The sequence below is a fragment of the Streptococcus vicugnae genome, from assembly GCF_016461705.1.
GTDB lineage: Bacteria > Bacillota > Bacilli > Lactobacillales > Streptococcaceae > Streptococcus > Streptococcus vicugnae.
Window position 1 is genome coordinate 510,196 of sequence record NZ_JAEMHW010000002.1, and the last position, 18,284, is coordinate 528,479.

Below are 18,284 nucleotides of genomic sequence, written 5' to 3' on the forward strand. Positions count from 1 at the left end.
CAATAGTACAACGATTCAATTTCTATTTTACAGCTTCTTTCAAAGCATCAACTTTATCAAGTTTTTCCCATGGGAGATCAATATCTGTACGTCCCATGTGTCCGTATGCAGCTGTTTGACGATAAATTGGACGTTTCAAATCAAGCATTTGAATGATACCTGCTGGGCGTAGGTCAAAGACTTGACGTACAGCAGCTTCCAATTTACTTTCTGGTACAGTATTTGTCCCAAAAGTATCAACACGAACTGATACAGGATGTGCTACACCAATTGCGTAAGCCAATTGAACTTCGGCTTTTGTTGCAAAACCAGCAGCAACAATATTTTTAGCGATGTAACGTGCAGCGTATGATGCAGAACGGTCAACTTTTGTAGCGTCTTTACCAGAGAAAGCACCACCACCATGACGTGCATAACCACCGTAAGTATCAACGATGATTTTACGTCCTGTTAGACCAGAATCCCCTTGAGGACCACCGATAACAAAACGTCCAGTTGGATTGATAAAGAATTTAGTCTTGTCATCAAGATATTTAGCAGGGATAACTGCTTTGATAACTTTTTCAATCACATCATGGTGAATTTGTTCATTTGTCGCTTCTGGATCATGTTGTGTTGAAATAACAACAGTATCTACACGAGCTGGTTTATCATTTTCATCGTATTCAACAGTTACTTGCGATTTGGCATCTGGACGAAGATATGAAATTTCACCAGACTTACGCAAATCTGCCAATTTTTTAACCAATTTATGAGAAAGTGAAATTGGTAACGGCATCAATTCAGGTGTTTCATCAACTGCAAAACCAAACATCAATCCTTGGTCACCAGCACCAATCAAGTCAAGTGGATCTTGATCAGCATTTCCACGAACCTCTAATGCTTCGTTAACCCCTTGTGCAATATCAGGTGATTGTTCAACCAATGATGGATGAACCCCAACTGATTCAGCAGCGAAGCCATACTCAGCATTTGTATAACCGATTTCTGCGATAGTATCGCGAACAATACGGTTAATATCAACATAAGCTGTTGTTGAAATTTCTCCAAAAACATGGACTGACCCAGTGTATACAGCTGTTTCTGCTGCAACGTGTGCATCAGGATCTTGTTCCAACACAGCATCTAAAATAGCATCTGAAATTTGGTCTGCAATCTTATCTGGATGCCCCTCAGAAACTGATTCAGACGTGAAAAGTTTACGTTCTGACATAAAAATGTCCCCCCATATCATTAATTTTTCATTTCAATACCTCTAAGCATTAAAATGTCGGGAATTTTCCCTCTCGAAATCCCTGCATCAAAAACAGACATTTCTAATGAGTTACAAAGTACCAATCTAAATCATCTAAAAAGAGATGGCGCGGTTAATAGCGTGTTAGTCAAGGCAGCGAAATCGCAAATAATACTGAAGAATATCAAGATGAGCTAACGAAGATGAACACACTATTAAACCGCCAGATTGTCTTATCGGGACTCATTGACTAGAATAGTGTATCACATTTTGCCTAAATTGCCTATAGAAAATATCTTACCATTTCGTAACAAATTCATTTTTCATTAAGAATATTTAGAAAAAATATATTATACTATTGGTATGAAAACCTACGAAAAAATTTATCATTATTTACAAAACCAAAATGATTATATTAGCGGAGAAACTTTGGCAAATGAATTCGAACTGTCACGCACCGCAATTTGGAAAGCCATCAAGACTTTAGAAGAAAAAGGCGTTCAGATTGATTCTGTTAAAAAACGTGGCTATAAAATTCTCTCAGGTGACTTGCTACTTCCAGAAATCATTTCTAAAGATTTAAAGATAGCTGTTAGTCTCAACGAAAAAAGTCAATCAACTCAATTAGATGCTAAAAATCATTTAGATGAAGATAAAGAAGCGCACCTCTACTTAGCTCCAAGCCAAGAACAAGCTAAAGGGCGCTTTGGGAGACAATTTTTTGCTTCAAAACAAGGTGGCATTTACATGTCCCTCCACCTCAAACCAAATGTTCCATTTGAAGACGTCAAACCATATACTCTCATGGTTGCTTCAAGTATCGTAAAAGCCATTTCTCGACTAACAGGCATCGAAACAGAAATCAAGTGGGTTAACGATATCTACTATAATGGTAAAAAAATCGCTGGCATTTTAACTGAAGCTATTTCATCTGTTGAAACAGGATTAATTACCGATGTTATTATTGGAGTTGGCATCAATTTCCACATCACAGACTTTCCAGCTGATATTTCTGAAAAAGCCGGCTCACTTTTTTCTACTCAACCAAGTATTACACGCAACCAACTCATTACCGAAATCTGGAATCTCTTCTTTACCATTCCAGAAAAGGATTTAATCAAAGTCTATAAAGAAAAATCACTTGTTCTCAACAAACAAGTGACCTTTATGGAAAATGATTGTCTATATACAGGCCTTGCCCAAGATATTACTAATCAAGGGCACCTGATTGTTAAACTTGACGATGGTCAAGAGAAATTGCTCCGCAGTGGTGAGATTAGTCTTTCTTCTTGGTAGTTGAGGTCAAGGTCTGCAACAGTTTATCAACTGTGTAAGCACGCTGAATATCACGAAGTAACAATAGCCCCCAAAAGAAAGCAAAGAAATAGTCACCATCAAATAAACATTCATTAAAAAAGTAAGTTTCAAAAGCACACATCAGTGCCATTAATATAAAACGTCTCTTAGTCATAGGTTTATTATAGCATAGATACTTGCTTTTATCAGTTATTATCCTGTTTTCAGTAGCAAAAGAATCCGAGTCATGGAGTCATGACTCGGATTCTTTTTAATCTTCTACTTTATTAATTTTATCTGCTAGAAAGTCAAACCCTTCTGGAATAAAGGAATCATCTTTAACTTCTTCTTGAACGGGTGCTTGTTTTTGTTTTTTCAAATTTTGAGCAAATTCTGTTCGGATACTGTTAAAGTCTTTTCGCGGGACAGCCAAAATATTTGGTGAAAAGCCAGCAGCTTTACTCATGATGTTCCCAAACATATCATTTAAATCAGTGCGCTTCATAGCTTGCTCAGCATTGAAAGCTGCATCAAAGGCCAAAATTGCATTCTCACTATTGGCAAGAACAGGTTCTGAACCAAGTAAAAGAGCACGATCTTGAGCAGAAATACTATCTAAGATTTCGTTCCAAGCTCCTTTAAGAGCTTCAAGATACTCTCTTGATTTCTGACTATCTACGATCGTCTCTTCCATAATCGTCAAAATCTTAACGCGATCAACCTTGTATTGATAACTTGCCCTAGATTTTTTACGGTTTGGCGCCTTTTGTGAAATTGCAGAGCTATCTAGTTTAGCTAGTTCATCTTTCAAGTCCTTGATTTCTGACTGTAGTCTTGCAAGTTCATCTGATAAACCTTCTGGTACTTGGGCTAGAGCTGCTTGTTTACCTGATTCTGATAATTGAATGGTTAACATTTCAGCATAAATTTTAGGCTGAACACCATTTTTAATTTCAGGTAAGGCTTTAGTCACAAGGTCAATCATAGCAAAAATGCGTTCTTGTTGAAGTCCAGCTAGATTTTCTTGGAAGGTTTGACTAGTGTGAGCATTTTCACCACCACTTTGAACAACCAATAAATCACGAAGATAATTCAATAAATCCGTTGCAAAACGACTCATACTCTTACCGCTATCGAAAATCGTTTCAAGATTTGCCAATGCTTGACTAGTTTGATTCGCTAAAACATTTGCCACAAAATCATCTAAAGCCGTCATTGAAATGCTGCCAGTGATTTCTTCTGCAATAGCTAATGATACGTGATTATCAGCTGTCAAGCTCAATGCTTGATCAAGAATAGAAAGTGCATCACGCATTCCACCTTCTGCACAGCGTGCAATCAAGGTCAAGGCGTCTTCTTCATAAGAAATACCTTCTTTGTCTAAAATGCTAGCCAAATGCTCACGGATAGCTGCTAATTTAATAGCTTTAAACTCAAAACGTTGAACACGTGACAAAATTGTCGCAGGAATTTTGTGAAGTTCTGTCGTTGCTAAAATAAAGACAACATTTTCAGTTGGCTCTTCCAAAGTTTTCAAAAGTGCATTAAAAGCTCCAGTTGATAACATATGCACTTCATCAATGATGTAAACTTTATAGGTAGCACGACTTGGGGCATAGGTTGATTTATCACGAATTTCACGAATTTCATCAACACCATTATTAGAGGCCGCATCAATTTCAATGACGTCTTCAAGACTACCATTAGTGATATCACGACAAATATCACATTGATTACATGGTTCGCCATTAACTTGGTGAGGACAGTTCATAGCCTTAGCAAAAATTTTAGCGGCACTGGTTTTACCAGTTCCTCGTGGACCTGAAAACAAGTAAGCGTGACTAATTTTTCCAGAAGATACAGCTTGCTTTAAGGTCGTTGAAATAACCGTTTGCCCAACCATTTCATCAAAGGTTTGACTACGGTATTTTCGATAGAGGGCTTGATACATTATTTTTCAACTCCAAACATATCTAAATTCCAATATGATTTTTCAACAAGAATCGCTGCAAATTTTTCAAGGTATTCTTGGTCAATAGCATCGTAATCATCTGTTAAACGTGAATCCAAATCTAAAACACCAACCAATTTACCGTCTTTGACCATAGGAACAACAATTTCACTCATGGCAGCTGAATCACAAGCGATATAATTAGCGTGTTTTGTGACATCTGCGACAATCATTGTTTCACGATTAGCAGCTGATTCCCCACAAACACCTTTACCAAGCTTAATGTGCACACAAGATACACCACCTTGGAATGGTCCTAAAAGCAACTCTTCACCATTGTAAAGATAAAATCCTGTAAAAACAGAATTTGGCAAAGTCATTTTCAAGAGCGCACTGGCATTTGAAAGGTTTGACAACAAGTTCTTCTCGTTAGCAAATAAAGCATTTGCTTGCGCTAACATGATTTCATAATTCTCAATTTTCTTAGTATTTTCCATAAGGTTAATTATAGCAAAAAAACGCCACTTCGTCATACTTTGAAAAATGATATTTGAGTAAAAAAGAGCTGAGACAATGGCATCTCAACTCAATTTATATTAAAATGACTGCTTCGTTTGTTTACCTACTGATTTTTAACTTATTGCCAGTAACTTGGTCGATTGTTTTCGTAGGCTGAAATTAAATCTTCGTATTGAAGGGTAATTCCAATATCATCAAGGCCAAGAACCAACTTACGTTTCCACTCACTATCAATATCAAATGGAAATTCTCCAGCTGAAGATTTGATGACTTGATTTGGCAAATCAATGGTGATTTCTTCACCAGCTGGTAGCGCAGCTAATTTCTGACGAACTTCCAAAGGTTGAACAATTGGAAGCATTCCATTTTTCAATTCGTTATTATAATGAATATCTGAAAATGACCCAGCAATGACACAGCGAAAACCATAATCTTCCAAAGCCCAAGCCGCATGCTCACGCGATGACCCTGACCCAAAGTTATCTCCAGAAATTAGGATAGTTGCATCACGATATTCAGGTTGATTAAAGATAAAGTCAGGATTTTCATCATAATTATCATTAAGATAACGCCACTCAAACAAAAGATTCTTACCAAAACCTTTTTTATCAACTGCTTTTAGGAATTGCTTAGGAATGAGTTGGTCAGTATCAATGTTATCATTCATCAAAGGGACAGATTTCCCTGTGTAAACAGTAAATTTTTCCATTATCTCTCTCCTTTACTGAACTTCAGATAGTTGACGAACATCAACGAACTTACCTGCAATAGCTGCCGCTGCTGCCATAGCTGGGCTACAAAGGTGAGTTCTTGCTCCAAAACCTTGACGACCTTCAAAGTTACGGTTACTTGTTGAGGCACAATGAACCCCCTCTGGCACGTGGTCTGGGTTCATTCCAAGACACATTGAGCATCCTGGCTCACGCCATTCAAAACCAGCATCCATAAAAATTTTATCAAGGCCAAGACGCTCTGCCTCTTTCTTAACTGGACGCGAACCTGGAACAACAATTGCTGTTAGATTCGGTGAAATATGTTTGCCCTTGACAATCTTAGCTGCTAACTCAAGGTCTGATAGGCGCGCATTGGTACAAGAACCAATGAAAACATAACCCAAATCAATATCTTCAGCTTTATCACCAGGCTTAATGTCCATATAATGATAAGCGCGCTCGTCATTCATGTCTTTAATTTCTGGGAACGGTTTACCAAACTCAACACCCATTTCTGGGTTTGTTCCCCAAGTCACCATCGGTGCTAATTCAGAAACATCAATGGTAATGACTTTGTCATATTCAGCATCAGGATCAGAAACCAATGTCTTCCAATCTTCTACAGCTTGCTCAAATTTGTCACCTTTTGGTGCAGCTTCACGACCTTTAACATAATCAAAAGTCTTTTGGTCTGGATTCATCAAGCCCATCTTGGCACCAAATTCGATAGACATATTAGCAATAGTCATGCGTTCATCCATTGAAAGAGCATCAATAGCTTCACCACAATACTCAACCGCATAACCAACACCAGCATCAACGCCATATTGAGCAATCAGAGCAAGGATAAAGTCTTTTGAGTACACACCTTTTTGTGGTTTTCCGACAAATTCAACCTTCATTTTTTTCGGTTTAACTTGCCAAATACATTGTGTAGCAAATACATGTTCAACTTCCGATGTTCCAATACCAAAAGCAATCGCTCCAAAAGCGCCGTGTGTTGCTGTATGGCTGTCCCCGCAGACAATAAATTTACCGGGTTGACTGCGTCCTGTTTCTGGACCAACCATATGAACAATTCCTTGACGTTCTGTACCATGTGTTGCTGCATCAATGCCAAACTCCTCAACATTTCGTGCAAGAGTATCAATTTGATTTTTTGAAATCAAGTCACGAATGTTGAAAATATCAACCGTTGGAACATTATGGTCAGTTGTTCCGAATGTTAACTCTGGACGACGCACCTTGCGACCAGCATCTCTAAGGCCTTGAAAAGCCTGCGGACTTGTTACTTCATGAATATAATGCTGATCCACATACATAAGCTGAGGTTCGCCTTCTTCACCAGTAATCACGTGACGTTCCCAAAGCTTATCAAAAATTGATTTTCCGCTCATATTTTCCTCCACTGTCTTCTTATTTATTCCTTAACCATCAATGCCACATGACTAAAAGCCAATAAACAAAAGCAATGTCAATAATAATCCCTAAATACCAACATACTTTAAAATACCATTTTAAGGTTTTATGGTGAAAAAATTTACCGCCAAGTAAAGCTCCCACTCCACCAAGTAAAATACTTTCCCACAATAATGTCTTTTCTGGAATTCGCCAATGGCCAGACTTAGCCTTTTGTTTATCAACACCATAAGTGATAAAGACAAAGACATTCCATAGAATAAAAACAAGGACTGTATAATCTTTTAAACTCATAGATTTGCAATAATTGCTGCTGTCATTTCTGCTGTTGAGGCTTGACCACCTAAATCACGTGTCAAGATACCTTGATTAAAGGTTTTATCAACAGCTTCTTCAATCATTTCGGCTCCAGCAAGCTCACCAAAACTTTCACGAAGCATCATAGCAACTGACAAAATCATACTAACTGGGTTAGCAATCCCTTTTCCAGCAATATCAGGCGCTGAACCATGAATTGGTTCATACAAACTTGGTCCATTTTCTGAATGACTAGCTGAAGGCATAACCCCAAGAGTACCAGGAAGAACACTTGACTCATCAGAGAGAATATCACCAAATAGATTTTCAGTCACCACAACATCAAAACGTGATGGATTTGTAATCATAATCATAGCTGCACTATCCACTAATTGGTGCTCCAAAGTGACATCTGGAAATTCTAGAGCTACTTCTTCAGCCACTTTTCGCCACAATTTTGAAGTTGCTAGAACATTTTGTTTATCAATACTAGTTACTTTTTTACCACGAACTTGAGCCAATTCAAAGGCTTTACGAATGATACGACGAATTTCTTGAGCTGAATAATCATTAATATCACGCGCCGCTTCGTCTTCCAGCTTATGTTCACCAAAATAGATACCGCCAGTTAATTCACGAACCACCACAAAATCAACCCCTTCAATACGTTCAGGTTTCAATGGTGATAGGTGTTTAAGGGCATCAAAGATACGAACTGGACGAATATTAGCAAATAAGTTCAATTCTTTACGAATAGCAAGCAACCCTTGTTCAGGACGAACTGTTGCATTATCGTATTTCGGTCCACCAATAGCTGCTAGCAAAATAGCATCTGCAGCTTTAGCAGCATCTAAAGTATCTTTTGGTAGTGGATGTCCACAAGCGTCAATCCCTGCCCCACCAAAAGGTTTAGCATCAATATCATAATCAAATCCAATTTTATCAGCAACAGCTTCAAGAACTTCTAAGCCTGCTGCCATAATTTCTGGTCCAATACCATCACCAGCTAAGGTCACAATCTTTTTAGTCATAGTCATCACTTGCGGGAAAACAAACTGTTCTTCACGCTCTATCCTTTCTTAATCATTTGTAGGCACATCGCGGAATGAAACAGCTTTTCCAATTTCTCCCGCATTTTCTTTTTGTACTAAAGCATTGGCATTAACATACGCAATGGCACCAGCTTTTAGAACATCAAAATCAATACCTGATGCATTGAAAATAGTACCAGTATCAATATTTTCAATAGAAACTGATACACGAGCTTGTGAATCAATACCATCTGTTACAGCATCCATAGTGTAGCTGAGAAGACGAACCTTTTGATTGAAGAATTTATCAACTGCATTATAAATAGCCTCCACAGAACCCTTACCATCTGCTGTTACATCAACTTCTTCATCCTCAGCATTAATCATCACCACTTCAGCAGTCACTGTTTCATCTGGATTAGAAGTTAATTTCAAATCACCAAAGTGGAAACCTTCAGGATTTTCAATTTCTGTACCCGCAACCAAGGCACGAATATCAGCATCTGTAATTTCTGTTTTCTTATCAGCCAATTTTTTGAATTTGCTAAAGAGTGGTTTGATTTCAGTTTCTTCAAAAGCAATTTCCAATTCTTTTAGTTTTTCAACAAAGGCATGACGACCTGAAAGTTTACCAAGTGGTAGTGAATTATGCTTAACACCGACAAGTTCTGGAGTGATGATTTCATAAGTAAGCGGATTTTTAAGCACACCATCTTGGTGAATACCAGATTCGTGTGAGAAGGCATTACCACCGACAACTGCTTTGTTTTTAGGAATTGGAATACCTGAGAAACGAGAAATCAATTCTGACGTATTAACTGTTTCATTAAGAACAATATCTGATGTTGCTTGGTAGTAATCTTCACGAATGTTAAGAGCCACTGCGATTTCTTCAAGAGCAACGTTACCAGCACGTTCACCAATGCCATTAACAGTACCTTCTACACGGCCTGCACCATTTTTAATAGCTGCAAGGGTATTAGCAGTAGCCATACCAAGGTCATCATGACAGTGTGGACTGAAAATAATATCACGGTCAGATTTTACATTTTCAATAAGGTATTTAAAAATATTACCGAATTCTTCAGGTGTTGTAAATCCTACAGTATCTGGAATATTGATATATGTAGCACCTGCATCTACTGCTGTTTGAACAACTTCAAGCAAATAATCAAGCTCCGTACGAGTGGCATCTTCAGGAGAAAACTCTACCACATCAAATTTACTACGCGCATAAGTAACATGTTCCTTGATAATTTCAAGAATCTCTTCTTTTGTTTTTTTCAGTTTATATTCACGGTGAATTGGACTTGTAGCGATGAAAACGTGACATTGTGGGTATTTAGCATCTTTCAAGGCTTCATAACAAGCATCAATATCAGATTTCACAGAACGTGCCAAACCTGATACCGCTGTTGTTGTCATAGCTTCTGAAATTTGACGGACAGCTTCAAAAGAATCTGGACTAGCAGCTGGGAATCCTGCTTCAATAGAAGCAATGCCCCATTTTTCAAGTTGCTTAGCAATCGCAACTTTTTCTTTAACAGAGAAATTCACGCCAGGCGTTTGTTCACCGTCACGAAGAGTGGTATCAAGAAATTCAACTTTACGCATAGTAACCTCTTTCTAATTCTAGCAAAAACATTAATATAAAAATAAAAACATCTCACGGTCAAGCGAGATGTTTTTATCCCGCTTGGTAAGCCAAACAGGACTAATGCTTTTTCTGCACTAGCCCTCATTACGCAATAGCAAGACTGTCATTGTTGCGAATGTCATTGACTTATTTTCCCTTCGATGTTTTTCATTTTTTAACATAATACCCCTTTCTAAGCTAAAAGTCAACAGAATAATCTCAATAAAATAAATTTTCTGAAAATAATTTCAAAAAAGTAAAAGAGCTGGTTTTCCAGCCCTTCACTTATTCTTCGTTATCTTTCAAAATTGCAGCAATTTTAGTATTGATAAGGTCGATTGCGACAACATTTGAAGCACCTTCTGGGATGATGATGTCTGCATAACGTTTTGTTGGTTCGATGAATTGATGGAACATTGGTTTAACCACTGATGTATATTGTTCGATAACACTATCAAGGCTACGTCCACGTTCTTCCATATCACGTTTGATACGACGGATAATACGGATATCATCATCAGTGTCAACAAAAAGTTTAATATCCATCAAATCACGAAGACGTTTGTCTTCAAGAACCAAGATACCTTCAACGATGATAACATCTTGAGGTTCTTGACGATATGTTTTTTCACTACGAGTGTGTAGTGTGTAGTCGTAAATTGGAATATCTACTGGGCGACCTGCAATCAATTCATTGATGTGTTCAATCATCAAATCAGTATCAAAAGCAAGTGGGTGGTCATAGTTAGTTGATACACGTTCTTCAAAAGTCAAGTGGCTTTGATCTTTATAGTAAGAATCGTGTTGAATCATAGCAATTTTTTGATCTTGGAAATTTGCCAAAATTGCTTTAGAAACGCTGGTTTTTCCGCCTCCAGAACCACCAGTCACACCAATAATAATAGGTTTTTTACGCATTTATTACTCCAAATAAAAAATATTTCCTATCTATTCTACTACTTTTTCCAAATTTTTCAAACATTGAAATCCCTTACTTTCCCTTTAAATAAAAAAACTTCGCTTTTTCTATGTTATAATGAAATAAAGATTTAAAACATAGAAAAGGAAAACTATGATTTCACAATTTCCATCTGTCTGGCAAGACCAACTAAAAAATGCTGGCTTTACAGAATTAACAGACATTCAAAAACAAGTTTTTGAACCCATTTCACAAGGAGATAATCTACTTGGCATCAGTCCAACAGGGACTGGTAAAACCTTGGCTTATCTATTTCCAGCATTATTAAAACTAAAACCTAAAAAGTCTCAACAATTGCTAATTTTAGCTCCAAATACAGAGTTAGCTGGGCAAATTTTTGAGGTTACAAAAACATGGGCTGAACCTCTCAATCTGTCAACTCAACTCTTCATCTCTGGTTCTAGTCAAAAACGTCAAATCGAACGTTTGAAAAAAGGTCCTGAAATTCTTATCGGAACACCAGGTCGCGTCTTTGAATTAGTTAAACTCAAAAAAACTAAGATGATGAATGTTGATACCATCATCTTAGATGAATTTGACGAATTACTTAGTGATTCACAGTACCACTTTGTTGAAAACATCATTCACCGTGTTCCACGTGACCATCAAATGATTTACATGAGTGCAACAGATAAAGTTGATCCTGAGGTTCTTGCTGAAAATACTTTAACCATTGACCTTTCTGATCAAACATTAGATCAAATTGCTCACTACTACATCTCTGTTGATAAGCGTGATCGTCTAGAATTACTTCGTAAATTCTCAAATATTCCAGAATTTCGCGGTTTAGTCTTCTTCAACAGCTTATCTGATTTAGGAGCTGCTGAGGAACGTCTTCAATTTAACAATGTTCAAGCTGTTTCACTGGCTTCTGATATTAACGTGAAGTTCCGTAAAGTTATTCTTGAAAAATTCAAAAACCACGAACTCTCATTACTTCTTGCTACTGATCTTGTCGCACGCGGCATTGACATTGAAAACCTTGAATATGTTATCAACTTCGACCTTGCTCGTGACAAAGAAACTTACACACACCGTGCTGGACGAACAGGACGTATGGGGAAAGCTGGTGTCGTGATTACCTTTATCACACACAAAGAAGAATTGAAAAAACTGAAAAAATACGCTCCTGTCTCAGAAGTTTACCTCAAGAAACAAGAAATTCATTTAAAAAAATAAAATAGTAAGCTAAAGAAGCTGAGACAAAAGTCCTCAGCTTCTTTATTTATATAGTTATTGTTTACAAGACGCAGTAGTTGAGTGGGTTCTAATACGCTTATAAATCAGCCTTTACAACCCTTTTGACATCAAGCTACGCTTGACTTCATTTCCAACCTCAAAAGGTTTCCCAAACCTTTTGAGCCATGCGGGGGTGAGTTAAAAAGGTTCGGTGAACCTTTTTAATCGGGAAATAAAACTTACGGAGTAAGTGTCAAAAACGGTCTGGGAATAGACCGTTTTAGGTCAGCAACAAGAAATTAAGACTTGCTGAGGAATCGAATTTCTACGAAATTACTAATTCGCTTTTTAATTTTTAGGCTCATGAATAAAATCTCCACTGGAGACTTTATTTGTCTCACTCCCTTTCTTATTTCAAATTATTAATAACTCTTTCCAAACGTGAAATAGCTTCAACTGGCAAGGCAAGTTTTGGATTATTTTGATTGAAAGATAACAAATAATTCAAACGGAATTGCATACGTGAACGGATGAGTTGTTTGTATTTATTATCAAAATCGTGAATAGGATATTCAGATAAATCTAAATACTCAAATCCTTCAATTGGACCAAAATCTTTAAATTCTGTATTGCCATCGACAATTTTTTCAATTATGCCAAGAGAAACTTCTTTTGGAATACTTTGTCCCATATAAGTTCCGGTATTAATGATATAACAATCAACATCTCCTTCAAATAATGAACGGAATTTTTGATAATCCTCAACCAAAGGATAAACTCTAAATGGATTAGCAAATGGTTCAATGACAAGTGTTTGTTTATTGCCTTCGATGTTTTCTGCACTTGAACGTTTGGTCATTAAGGTACAACCCATCGTAGCTGCCATCAGAGGATCATTAATCTTAATCAATGGAGGTAGTGAATCGTCTTTCATAATCCAGAAGATAGCATTAATTGGCTCTTCAATATGATCGACACGATTTGGCGTTGCGAAACGAGACTTAACCGTTCGACCATTACCGTTTCGAATGTCTTCTGTCATCAATTTCTTACGACCATTTTCATCCAAAGTAACCCCACAATTTTGTACTGTTACAAAGAAATCTTGTTCTGGGTGTCCAGTTGGATAATCATTAGTTTTATCAAAATATGAAGGTTCCAATGCAATAGATGAACCATCTTTTTCTGAAATAACAAAAGCATCATCATGCAAAACTTTGATATCATATTTACCATTGTGCTTAGCATGAGTTAGAGTAGATTTTCCTGAACCAGATAAACCAAAGAATGATGCCACATAGTCATTTCCATCTTCCTTACCTTGGAAAATCTTCAAACCACCATGGCAAGAAACATAGCCATTACGAGCCGCTGTCCCCCAAGCAAGTGTCAAAGTAGCTTTTTTCAACTCACCAAAATAATTAAGCCCCAGAATAGCAACACAGTTATGGTTAGTATCAAAATAAACTAGACCATCTGGATAAGCTGGATGAGACCATTTAGGATCAAAGAACACAAAAATATCATCTTCATCGTAAGATTTAGAGACTTTCAAACGATTCTTAAACTCTTCATCCAAAATTTGGAAATTTAATAACCATGAATAAAGATTGTTAATCTCTTCTTCTGGTACCATCAAATGAGCACGTACCATAAATTCTTCATCTAACCCTACAATAGCATCAGCTTTGTAAAATTGACGACGGTGCGCTTGATAAACTGCACTTCTGACAATAGACAAGAGACGTTCATCTTCATCTTCATCTTGACCAAAAATACGGCGTGCTTTAGCTGTTCGTCCAACCACAGCACCAGAATTTGTTAACAACACACGAGCATAGGAAGGCAGTCCCAATTCCTTAGTATGAATGACAGGCATGTCTAAAATCACTGTACCTGCAGCATTTGAAGCCAGTTGATATGCCTCTTCTAAGGTTTTAATTGGGTGAACCTGGTTTTCATAAAATGCTGTTTCGACAATAGTTTTTAATGCAGAAAAATACGGACTTGATTTGCGCATTTCTAAAGTTGAAAATTGATTACGTGTTACCATTTTCTACCTCCTATTGTATGGTTAATTTCATTCTACCAAAAAAGTATGCGTTTTCATAATTAAAAGTGTGAAAATATTAGAAAAAAGAAATAATTTCTAAAAATTTTCAAAAAAAGAACAACTTCCCTTCCTTCTATTTCTGAAAAAACAAAAAGGCTAGAACAATGTTCTAACCTTTTATCTATTATTTGGCAATATCAAATACAGTAGATTTGACAGTTGTCATAGCTTCAATTGAATATTTCACACCTTGTGTTCCAGCACCAGATTTTTTAGCACCAAGGAATGGGAAGTTATCTGTACCACGTTGTGTTTTGTTGTTAATGTGAACAGTACCCACTTCAAGTTGTTCAGCAATCTTGAATGCCAATGGGAAGTTGTTTGTAAATACAGAAGCTTGAAGACCGTATTCAGATTTGTTTGAAATTTCGATAGCTTCTTCAACTGAGTTCACACGGATAAATGGAAGGACTGGACCAAATGGTTCTTCCCAAGCCAAGCGCATATCAGTTGTAACGTTATCGAACAAGACTGGGCTGATAAGGTTACCTTCACGTTTGAATGAAATAACTTCTTTAGCACCTTTTTCTTGAGCATCTTTGATAAGACCTTCAACGTAATCAGCTGCTTTTGTATCAATAAGTGGAGTGATATCAGCGTTATCTTCTGGCATACCAACAGTCAAGTTGTTAACAAGTGCAGAAACTTTTTCAACTAATTTGTCAGCAATGCTATCCATAACAAGAACACGTTTTACAGCTGTACAACGTTGTCCTGAGTATCCATAAGCACCAGCAACGATGTTTTTAGCAGCCAAGTCAAGATCAGCATCTTCAAGGATGATAGCTGAGTCTTTACCACCAAGTTCAAGCATGATTGGACGCATACCAGCTAAATGACCAATGTGTTCACCAACTGGTGTAGAACCTGTAAAGTTAATGTAGTTAACAGCTTCATGTTCTACAATGTAGTCACCGATAACTGAACCACGTCCTGTGATTGTATTGAAGACACCTGCAGGAAGTCCAGCTTCAGCAAATGCTTCAGCCAAAAGAAGACCTGAGATAGAACCTTGCGTAGGTGGTTTAAGGGCAACAACGTTCCCTGAAATAAGGGCAGGAGCAATCTTAGAACCTGCAAGGTTGATTGGGTAGTTAAATGGTGAAATAGCAAGTACCAATCCTACTGGTTCGCGACGAACAATAGCGATTTTTTTCTTGCTTGCTGGATCAAAGCTTCCACCTTCAAGAACTTCACCTTCAAGACGTACGCCTTCTTCAGCAGCATAGTTAATGATTTCAGCAGTACGGATAACTTCTCCAACAGCTGATTTGTAACCTTTAGCAATTTCTTTTGAAAGAACAGCACCGATTTTTTCAGCGTCACGTACCAAAATATCAGCTGCTTTGTGAAGGTATTCAGCACGTTCAACATATGAAAGTGCACGCCATGCTTTTTGAGCTGCTTTAGCTGATGCATATACATAGTCAACTTCTTCTTGGCTCATTGCAGGAACAGAACCAAGTTCTTCACCAGTTGCGGGAGCGTAAATTTTGATTTCTTCTTTAGAAAGTTTCCACTCACCGTTGACGTAATTTTTATATTGTTTAGTCAAGTGATATCTCCTTTTAAATGTGATAACTCCATTTTATCACTTTTTTAACTTTTTTCAATATTTAAACACAAAAAAAGTCTGAAAATTTAGACAAAAACTTTGTACCGTCAAATAGTTATAATTATAAAATATCTAACAAAATGAGAAAAGTCCTCTAATTCCTACATATGTTTTGCTATAATCAGAATTTAGAGAATTTTTTCAATTGATCAAAATTTTGTTTTTATAATTTTTTTGTATATTTTCCATTAGAAAAAATATTATACTTTTGATTTGATTTAGGTAAAATCTTTAAAATTTTAACATTAAAAAAAGCTTTTAACAAAATGTTAAAAGCTTCCTCATGTTAATTAGTCAACATTAACATATTCTTTGCTAAGCTCAAGAACTTCTTCCATTGTTGAGCATTCTGTAAGAGCACGGTTAGCGTATTCTTGCATTTTAGCAGTGTCAAGTTTCTTCATCAAGCTACGTGTACGAAGAATTGATGTAGCTGACATAGAGAACTCGTCAAGTCCCATTCCGACAAGAAGTGGAACAGCTTTTTGGTCACCGGCCATTTCACCACACATACCAGCCCATTTACCTTCAGCGTGAGCTGCTTTGATAACGTTGTTAATCAAACGAAGGATTGATGGATTATATGGTTGGTAAAGGTATGAAACTTGTTCGTTCATACGGTCAGCAGCCATTGTGTATTGGATAAGGTCGTTTGTTCCGATTGAGAAGAAGTCAACTTCTTTCGCAAATTGGTCTGCAAGCATAGCTGCAGCTGGAATTTCGATCATGATACCAACTTGGATATCATCTGAAACGGCAACGCCTTCAGCTTTAAGGTTAGCTTTTTCTTCATCAAAGATTGCTTTAGCAGCACGGAATTCTTTAAGAAGTGCAACCATTGGGAACATGATACGAAGTTGTCCGTGTACAGATGCACGAAGAAGAGCACGGATTTGTGTACGGAACATTGCATTTCCTGTTTCTGAGATAGAAATACGAAGTGCACGGAATCCAAGGAATGGGTTCATTTCTTTTGGAAGGTCGAAGTAAGGAAGTTCTTTATCCCCACCGATATCCATCGTACGAACCACAACTGGTTTACCATTCATGCCTTCAAGAACAGCCTTGTATGCTTCATATTGTTCATCTTCAGTTGGGAAGTCTTGTGAATCCATGTACAAGAATTCTGTACGGTAAAGACCAACTGCTTCTGCACCATTAGCATTAACACCTTCAACGTCTTTAGGTGTACCAATGTTAGCTGCCAATTCGAAGTGTTTACCATCTGCTGTTACTGTTTCAGCATCTTTAAGAAGAGCCCATTCAGCTTTTTGTTTAGCATACGCTTCACCAGCAGCTTTAAATTCAGCAATTTCTTCATCTGTTGGGTTGATGATAACATCACCAGTGATACCATTTACAGCAACGATATCGCCATCTTTAACACGGCTAGTGATATCGTTTGTCCCAAGAACAGCAGCAATTTCAAGTGTACGAGCCATGATAGCTGAGTGACTTGTACGTCCTCCAATGTTTGTAACAAAGGCTTTAACGAATTGTTTGTTCAATTGGGCAGTATCAGAAGGTGTCAAATCGTGTGCAATAACGATTGATTCTTCATCAATTGTTGCAGGGTTTGGAAGTTTAGCACCGATAAGGTGAGCCAATACACGTTTAGCAACGTCGCGGATATCTGCGGCACGTTCTTGCATGTATGGGTTATCTTCCATTCCTTCAAAGATAGTGATGAACATGTCAGTCACTTCTTTAAGTCCTGCTTCTGCGTTAGTTTGTTTTGCACGAATAGTTTCTTTAATTTGGCTGATCATTTCTGGGTCAGCAAGAACCATTAAATGTGCGTCAAATACGGCAGCTGCTTCTTCGCCAAGTGTTTCTACTGCTTTTTCACGTATAATAGAAAGCTCGTCTTGTGATGCTTTCAATGCGGCATCTAGGCGAGCTTCCTCTGCACTTGTATCTTCAACTGTAACAGTTTCAAATGACAAATCAGGTTGAACGAGTAGATACGCTTTAGCAACAGCAACACCATCAGATGCGGCAATTCCTTTAAGCATTTCTGTCATTTTCTTAAGCCAATCCTTCTTTTGTCATTGTTTCTTCGATTGCTGCAAGTGCGTCATCAGCGTCAGCACCTTCAGCAGAGATAGTTACGTCAGCACCTTGACCAACACCAAGACTCATAACACCCATGATTGATTTAAGGTTTACTGCTTTACCTTTGTAGTCAAGAGTGATGTCTGAAGCGAATTTGCTAGCTGTTTGAACAAGCAAAGTAGCTGGACGTGCGTGAATACCTGTTTCTGCAACAATGTGAAAATCTTTTGAAGCCATATTATGGTTC

Annotated in this window: 16 protein-coding genes; 2 read left to right on the forward strand and 14 right to left on the reverse strand. The window is 37.5% G+C overall.

Going from position 1 to position 18,284, the window contains the following annotated elements; genetic code table 11:
* Window positions 1-22 precede the first annotated feature (22 nt).
* On the reverse strand, window positions 23-1,213 hold the full coding sequence (gene metK / locus JG537_RS06070; protein WP_074481968.1) for a methionine adenosyltransferase: 1,191 nt from the start codon (window positions 1,211-1,213) through the stop codon (window positions 23-25).
* 384 nt (window positions 1,214-1,597) lie between these two features.
* On the opposite strand from metK, the gene birA reads away from it, so the two are divergent.
* On the forward strand, window positions 1,598-2,530 hold the full coding sequence (gene birA / locus JG537_RS06075; RefSeq protein ID WP_132868965.1) for a bifunctional biotin--[acetyl-CoA-carboxylase] ligase/biotin operon repressor BirA: 933 nt from the start codon (window positions 1,598-1,600) through the stop codon (window positions 2,528-2,530).
* Here the strand turns inward: birA and JG537_RS06080 are convergent.
* The 9 genes from JG537_RS06080 to udk form a co-directional block, all read right to left on the reverse strand.
* Window positions 2,511-2,705, reverse strand: coding sequence for a DUF3272 family protein (locus tag JG537_RS06080; protein ID WP_074481966.1), 195 nt, complete (start codon window positions 2,703-2,705; stop codon window positions 2,511-2,513). The genes birA and JG537_RS06080 overlap by 20 nt on opposite strands.
* Before the next feature lie 96 nt (window positions 2,706-2,801).
* On the reverse strand, window positions 2,802-4,481 hold the full coding sequence (dnaX, locus tag JG537_RS06085) for a DNA polymerase III subunit gamma/tau (protein WP_199544329.1): 1,680 nt from the start codon (window positions 4,479-4,481) through the stop codon (window positions 2,802-2,804).
* On the reverse strand, window positions 4,481-4,978 hold the full coding sequence (locus JG537_RS06090; protein WP_132868969.1) for a GAF domain-containing protein: 498 nt from the start codon (window positions 4,976-4,978) through the stop codon (window positions 4,481-4,483). The genes dnaX and JG537_RS06090 overlap by 1 nt, the downstream gene beginning before the upstream one ends.
* A gap of 140 nt (window positions 4,979-5,118) precedes the next feature.
* Window positions 5,119-5,709 carry a 3-isopropylmalate dehydratase small subunit gene (leuD, locus tag JG537_RS06095; protein WP_132868963.1) on the reverse strand — a complete coding sequence of 197 codons (591 nt, stop codon included), beginning with the start codon at window positions 5,707-5,709 and terminating at the stop codon, window positions 5,119-5,121.
* Between the two features lie 12 nt (window positions 5,710-5,721).
* Window positions 5,722-7,110, reverse strand: a complete 1,389-nt coding sequence (leuC, locus tag JG537_RS06100; RefSeq protein WP_132868962.1) for a 3-isopropylmalate dehydratase large subunit — start codon at window positions 7,108-7,110, stop codon at window positions 5,722-5,724.
* 37 nt (window positions 7,111-7,147) lie between these two features.
* Window positions 7,148-7,426 carry a DUF1294 domain-containing protein gene (locus JG537_RS06105; RefSeq protein ID WP_074481961.1) on the reverse strand — a complete coding sequence of 93 codons (279 nt, stop codon included), beginning with the start codon at window positions 7,424-7,426 and terminating at the stop codon, window positions 7,148-7,150.
* Window positions 7,423-8,460 (reverse strand): 3-isopropylmalate dehydrogenase, encoded by a 1,038-nt coding sequence (gene leuB / locus JG537_RS06110; protein WP_132868960.1) that lies wholly within the window; start codon window positions 8,458-8,460, stop codon window positions 7,423-7,425. The genes JG537_RS06105 and leuB overlap by 4 nt, the downstream gene beginning before the upstream one ends.
* Window positions 8,461-8,508: 48 nt before the next feature.
* Complete coding sequence (locus JG537_RS06115; RefSeq protein ID WP_132868959.1) at window positions 8,509-10,074, reverse strand: 2-isopropylmalate synthase; 1,566 nt, start codon at window positions 10,072-10,074, stop codon at window positions 8,509-8,511.
* Between the two features lie 307 nt (window positions 10,075-10,381).
* Window positions 10,382-11,014, reverse strand: a complete 633-nt coding sequence (gene udk, locus JG537_RS06120; RefSeq protein ID WP_074481959.1) for a uridine kinase — start codon at window positions 11,012-11,014, stop codon at window positions 10,382-10,384.
* Between the two features lie 154 nt (window positions 11,015-11,168).
* Between udk and JG537_RS06125 the strand changes: the two genes are divergently transcribed.
* Window positions 11,169-12,254 (forward strand): DEAD/DEAH box helicase, encoded by a 1,086-nt coding sequence (locus JG537_RS06125; RefSeq protein ID WP_199544331.1) that lies wholly within the window; start codon window positions 11,169-11,171, stop codon window positions 12,252-12,254.
* Window positions 12,255-12,663: 409 nt separating this feature from the next.
* On the opposite strand, the gene JG537_RS06130 is transcribed toward JG537_RS06125, so the two are convergent.
* The 4 genes from JG537_RS06130 to JG537_RS06145 form a co-directional block, all read right to left on the reverse strand.
* Window positions 12,664-14,307: a phosphoenolpyruvate carboxykinase (ATP) gene (locus JG537_RS06130; RefSeq protein WP_199544333.1), complete on the reverse strand. Its 1,644-nt coding sequence runs from the start codon at window positions 14,305-14,307 to the stop codon at window positions 12,664-12,666.
* Between the two features lie 184 nt (window positions 14,308-14,491).
* Window positions 14,492-15,922 carry an NADP-dependent glyceraldehyde-3-phosphate dehydrogenase gene (locus JG537_RS06135; protein ID WP_132869854.1) on the reverse strand — a complete coding sequence of 477 codons (1,431 nt, stop codon included), beginning with the start codon at window positions 15,920-15,922 and terminating at the stop codon, window positions 14,492-14,494.
* Between the two features lie 350 nt (window positions 15,923-16,272).
* Window positions 16,273-18,006 carry a phosphoenolpyruvate--protein phosphotransferase gene (gene ptsP / locus JG537_RS06140; protein ID WP_132869356.1) on the reverse strand — a complete coding sequence of 578 codons (1,734 nt, stop codon included), beginning with the start codon at window positions 18,004-18,006 and terminating at the stop codon, window positions 16,273-16,275.
* Between the two features lie 4 nt (window positions 18,007-18,010).
* Window positions 18,011-18,274 (reverse strand): phosphocarrier protein HPr, encoded by a 264-nt coding sequence (locus tag JG537_RS06145; protein ID WP_003064009.1) that lies wholly within the window; start codon window positions 18,272-18,274, stop codon window positions 18,011-18,013.
* Between the last annotated feature and the right edge of the window lie 10 nt (window positions 18,275-18,284).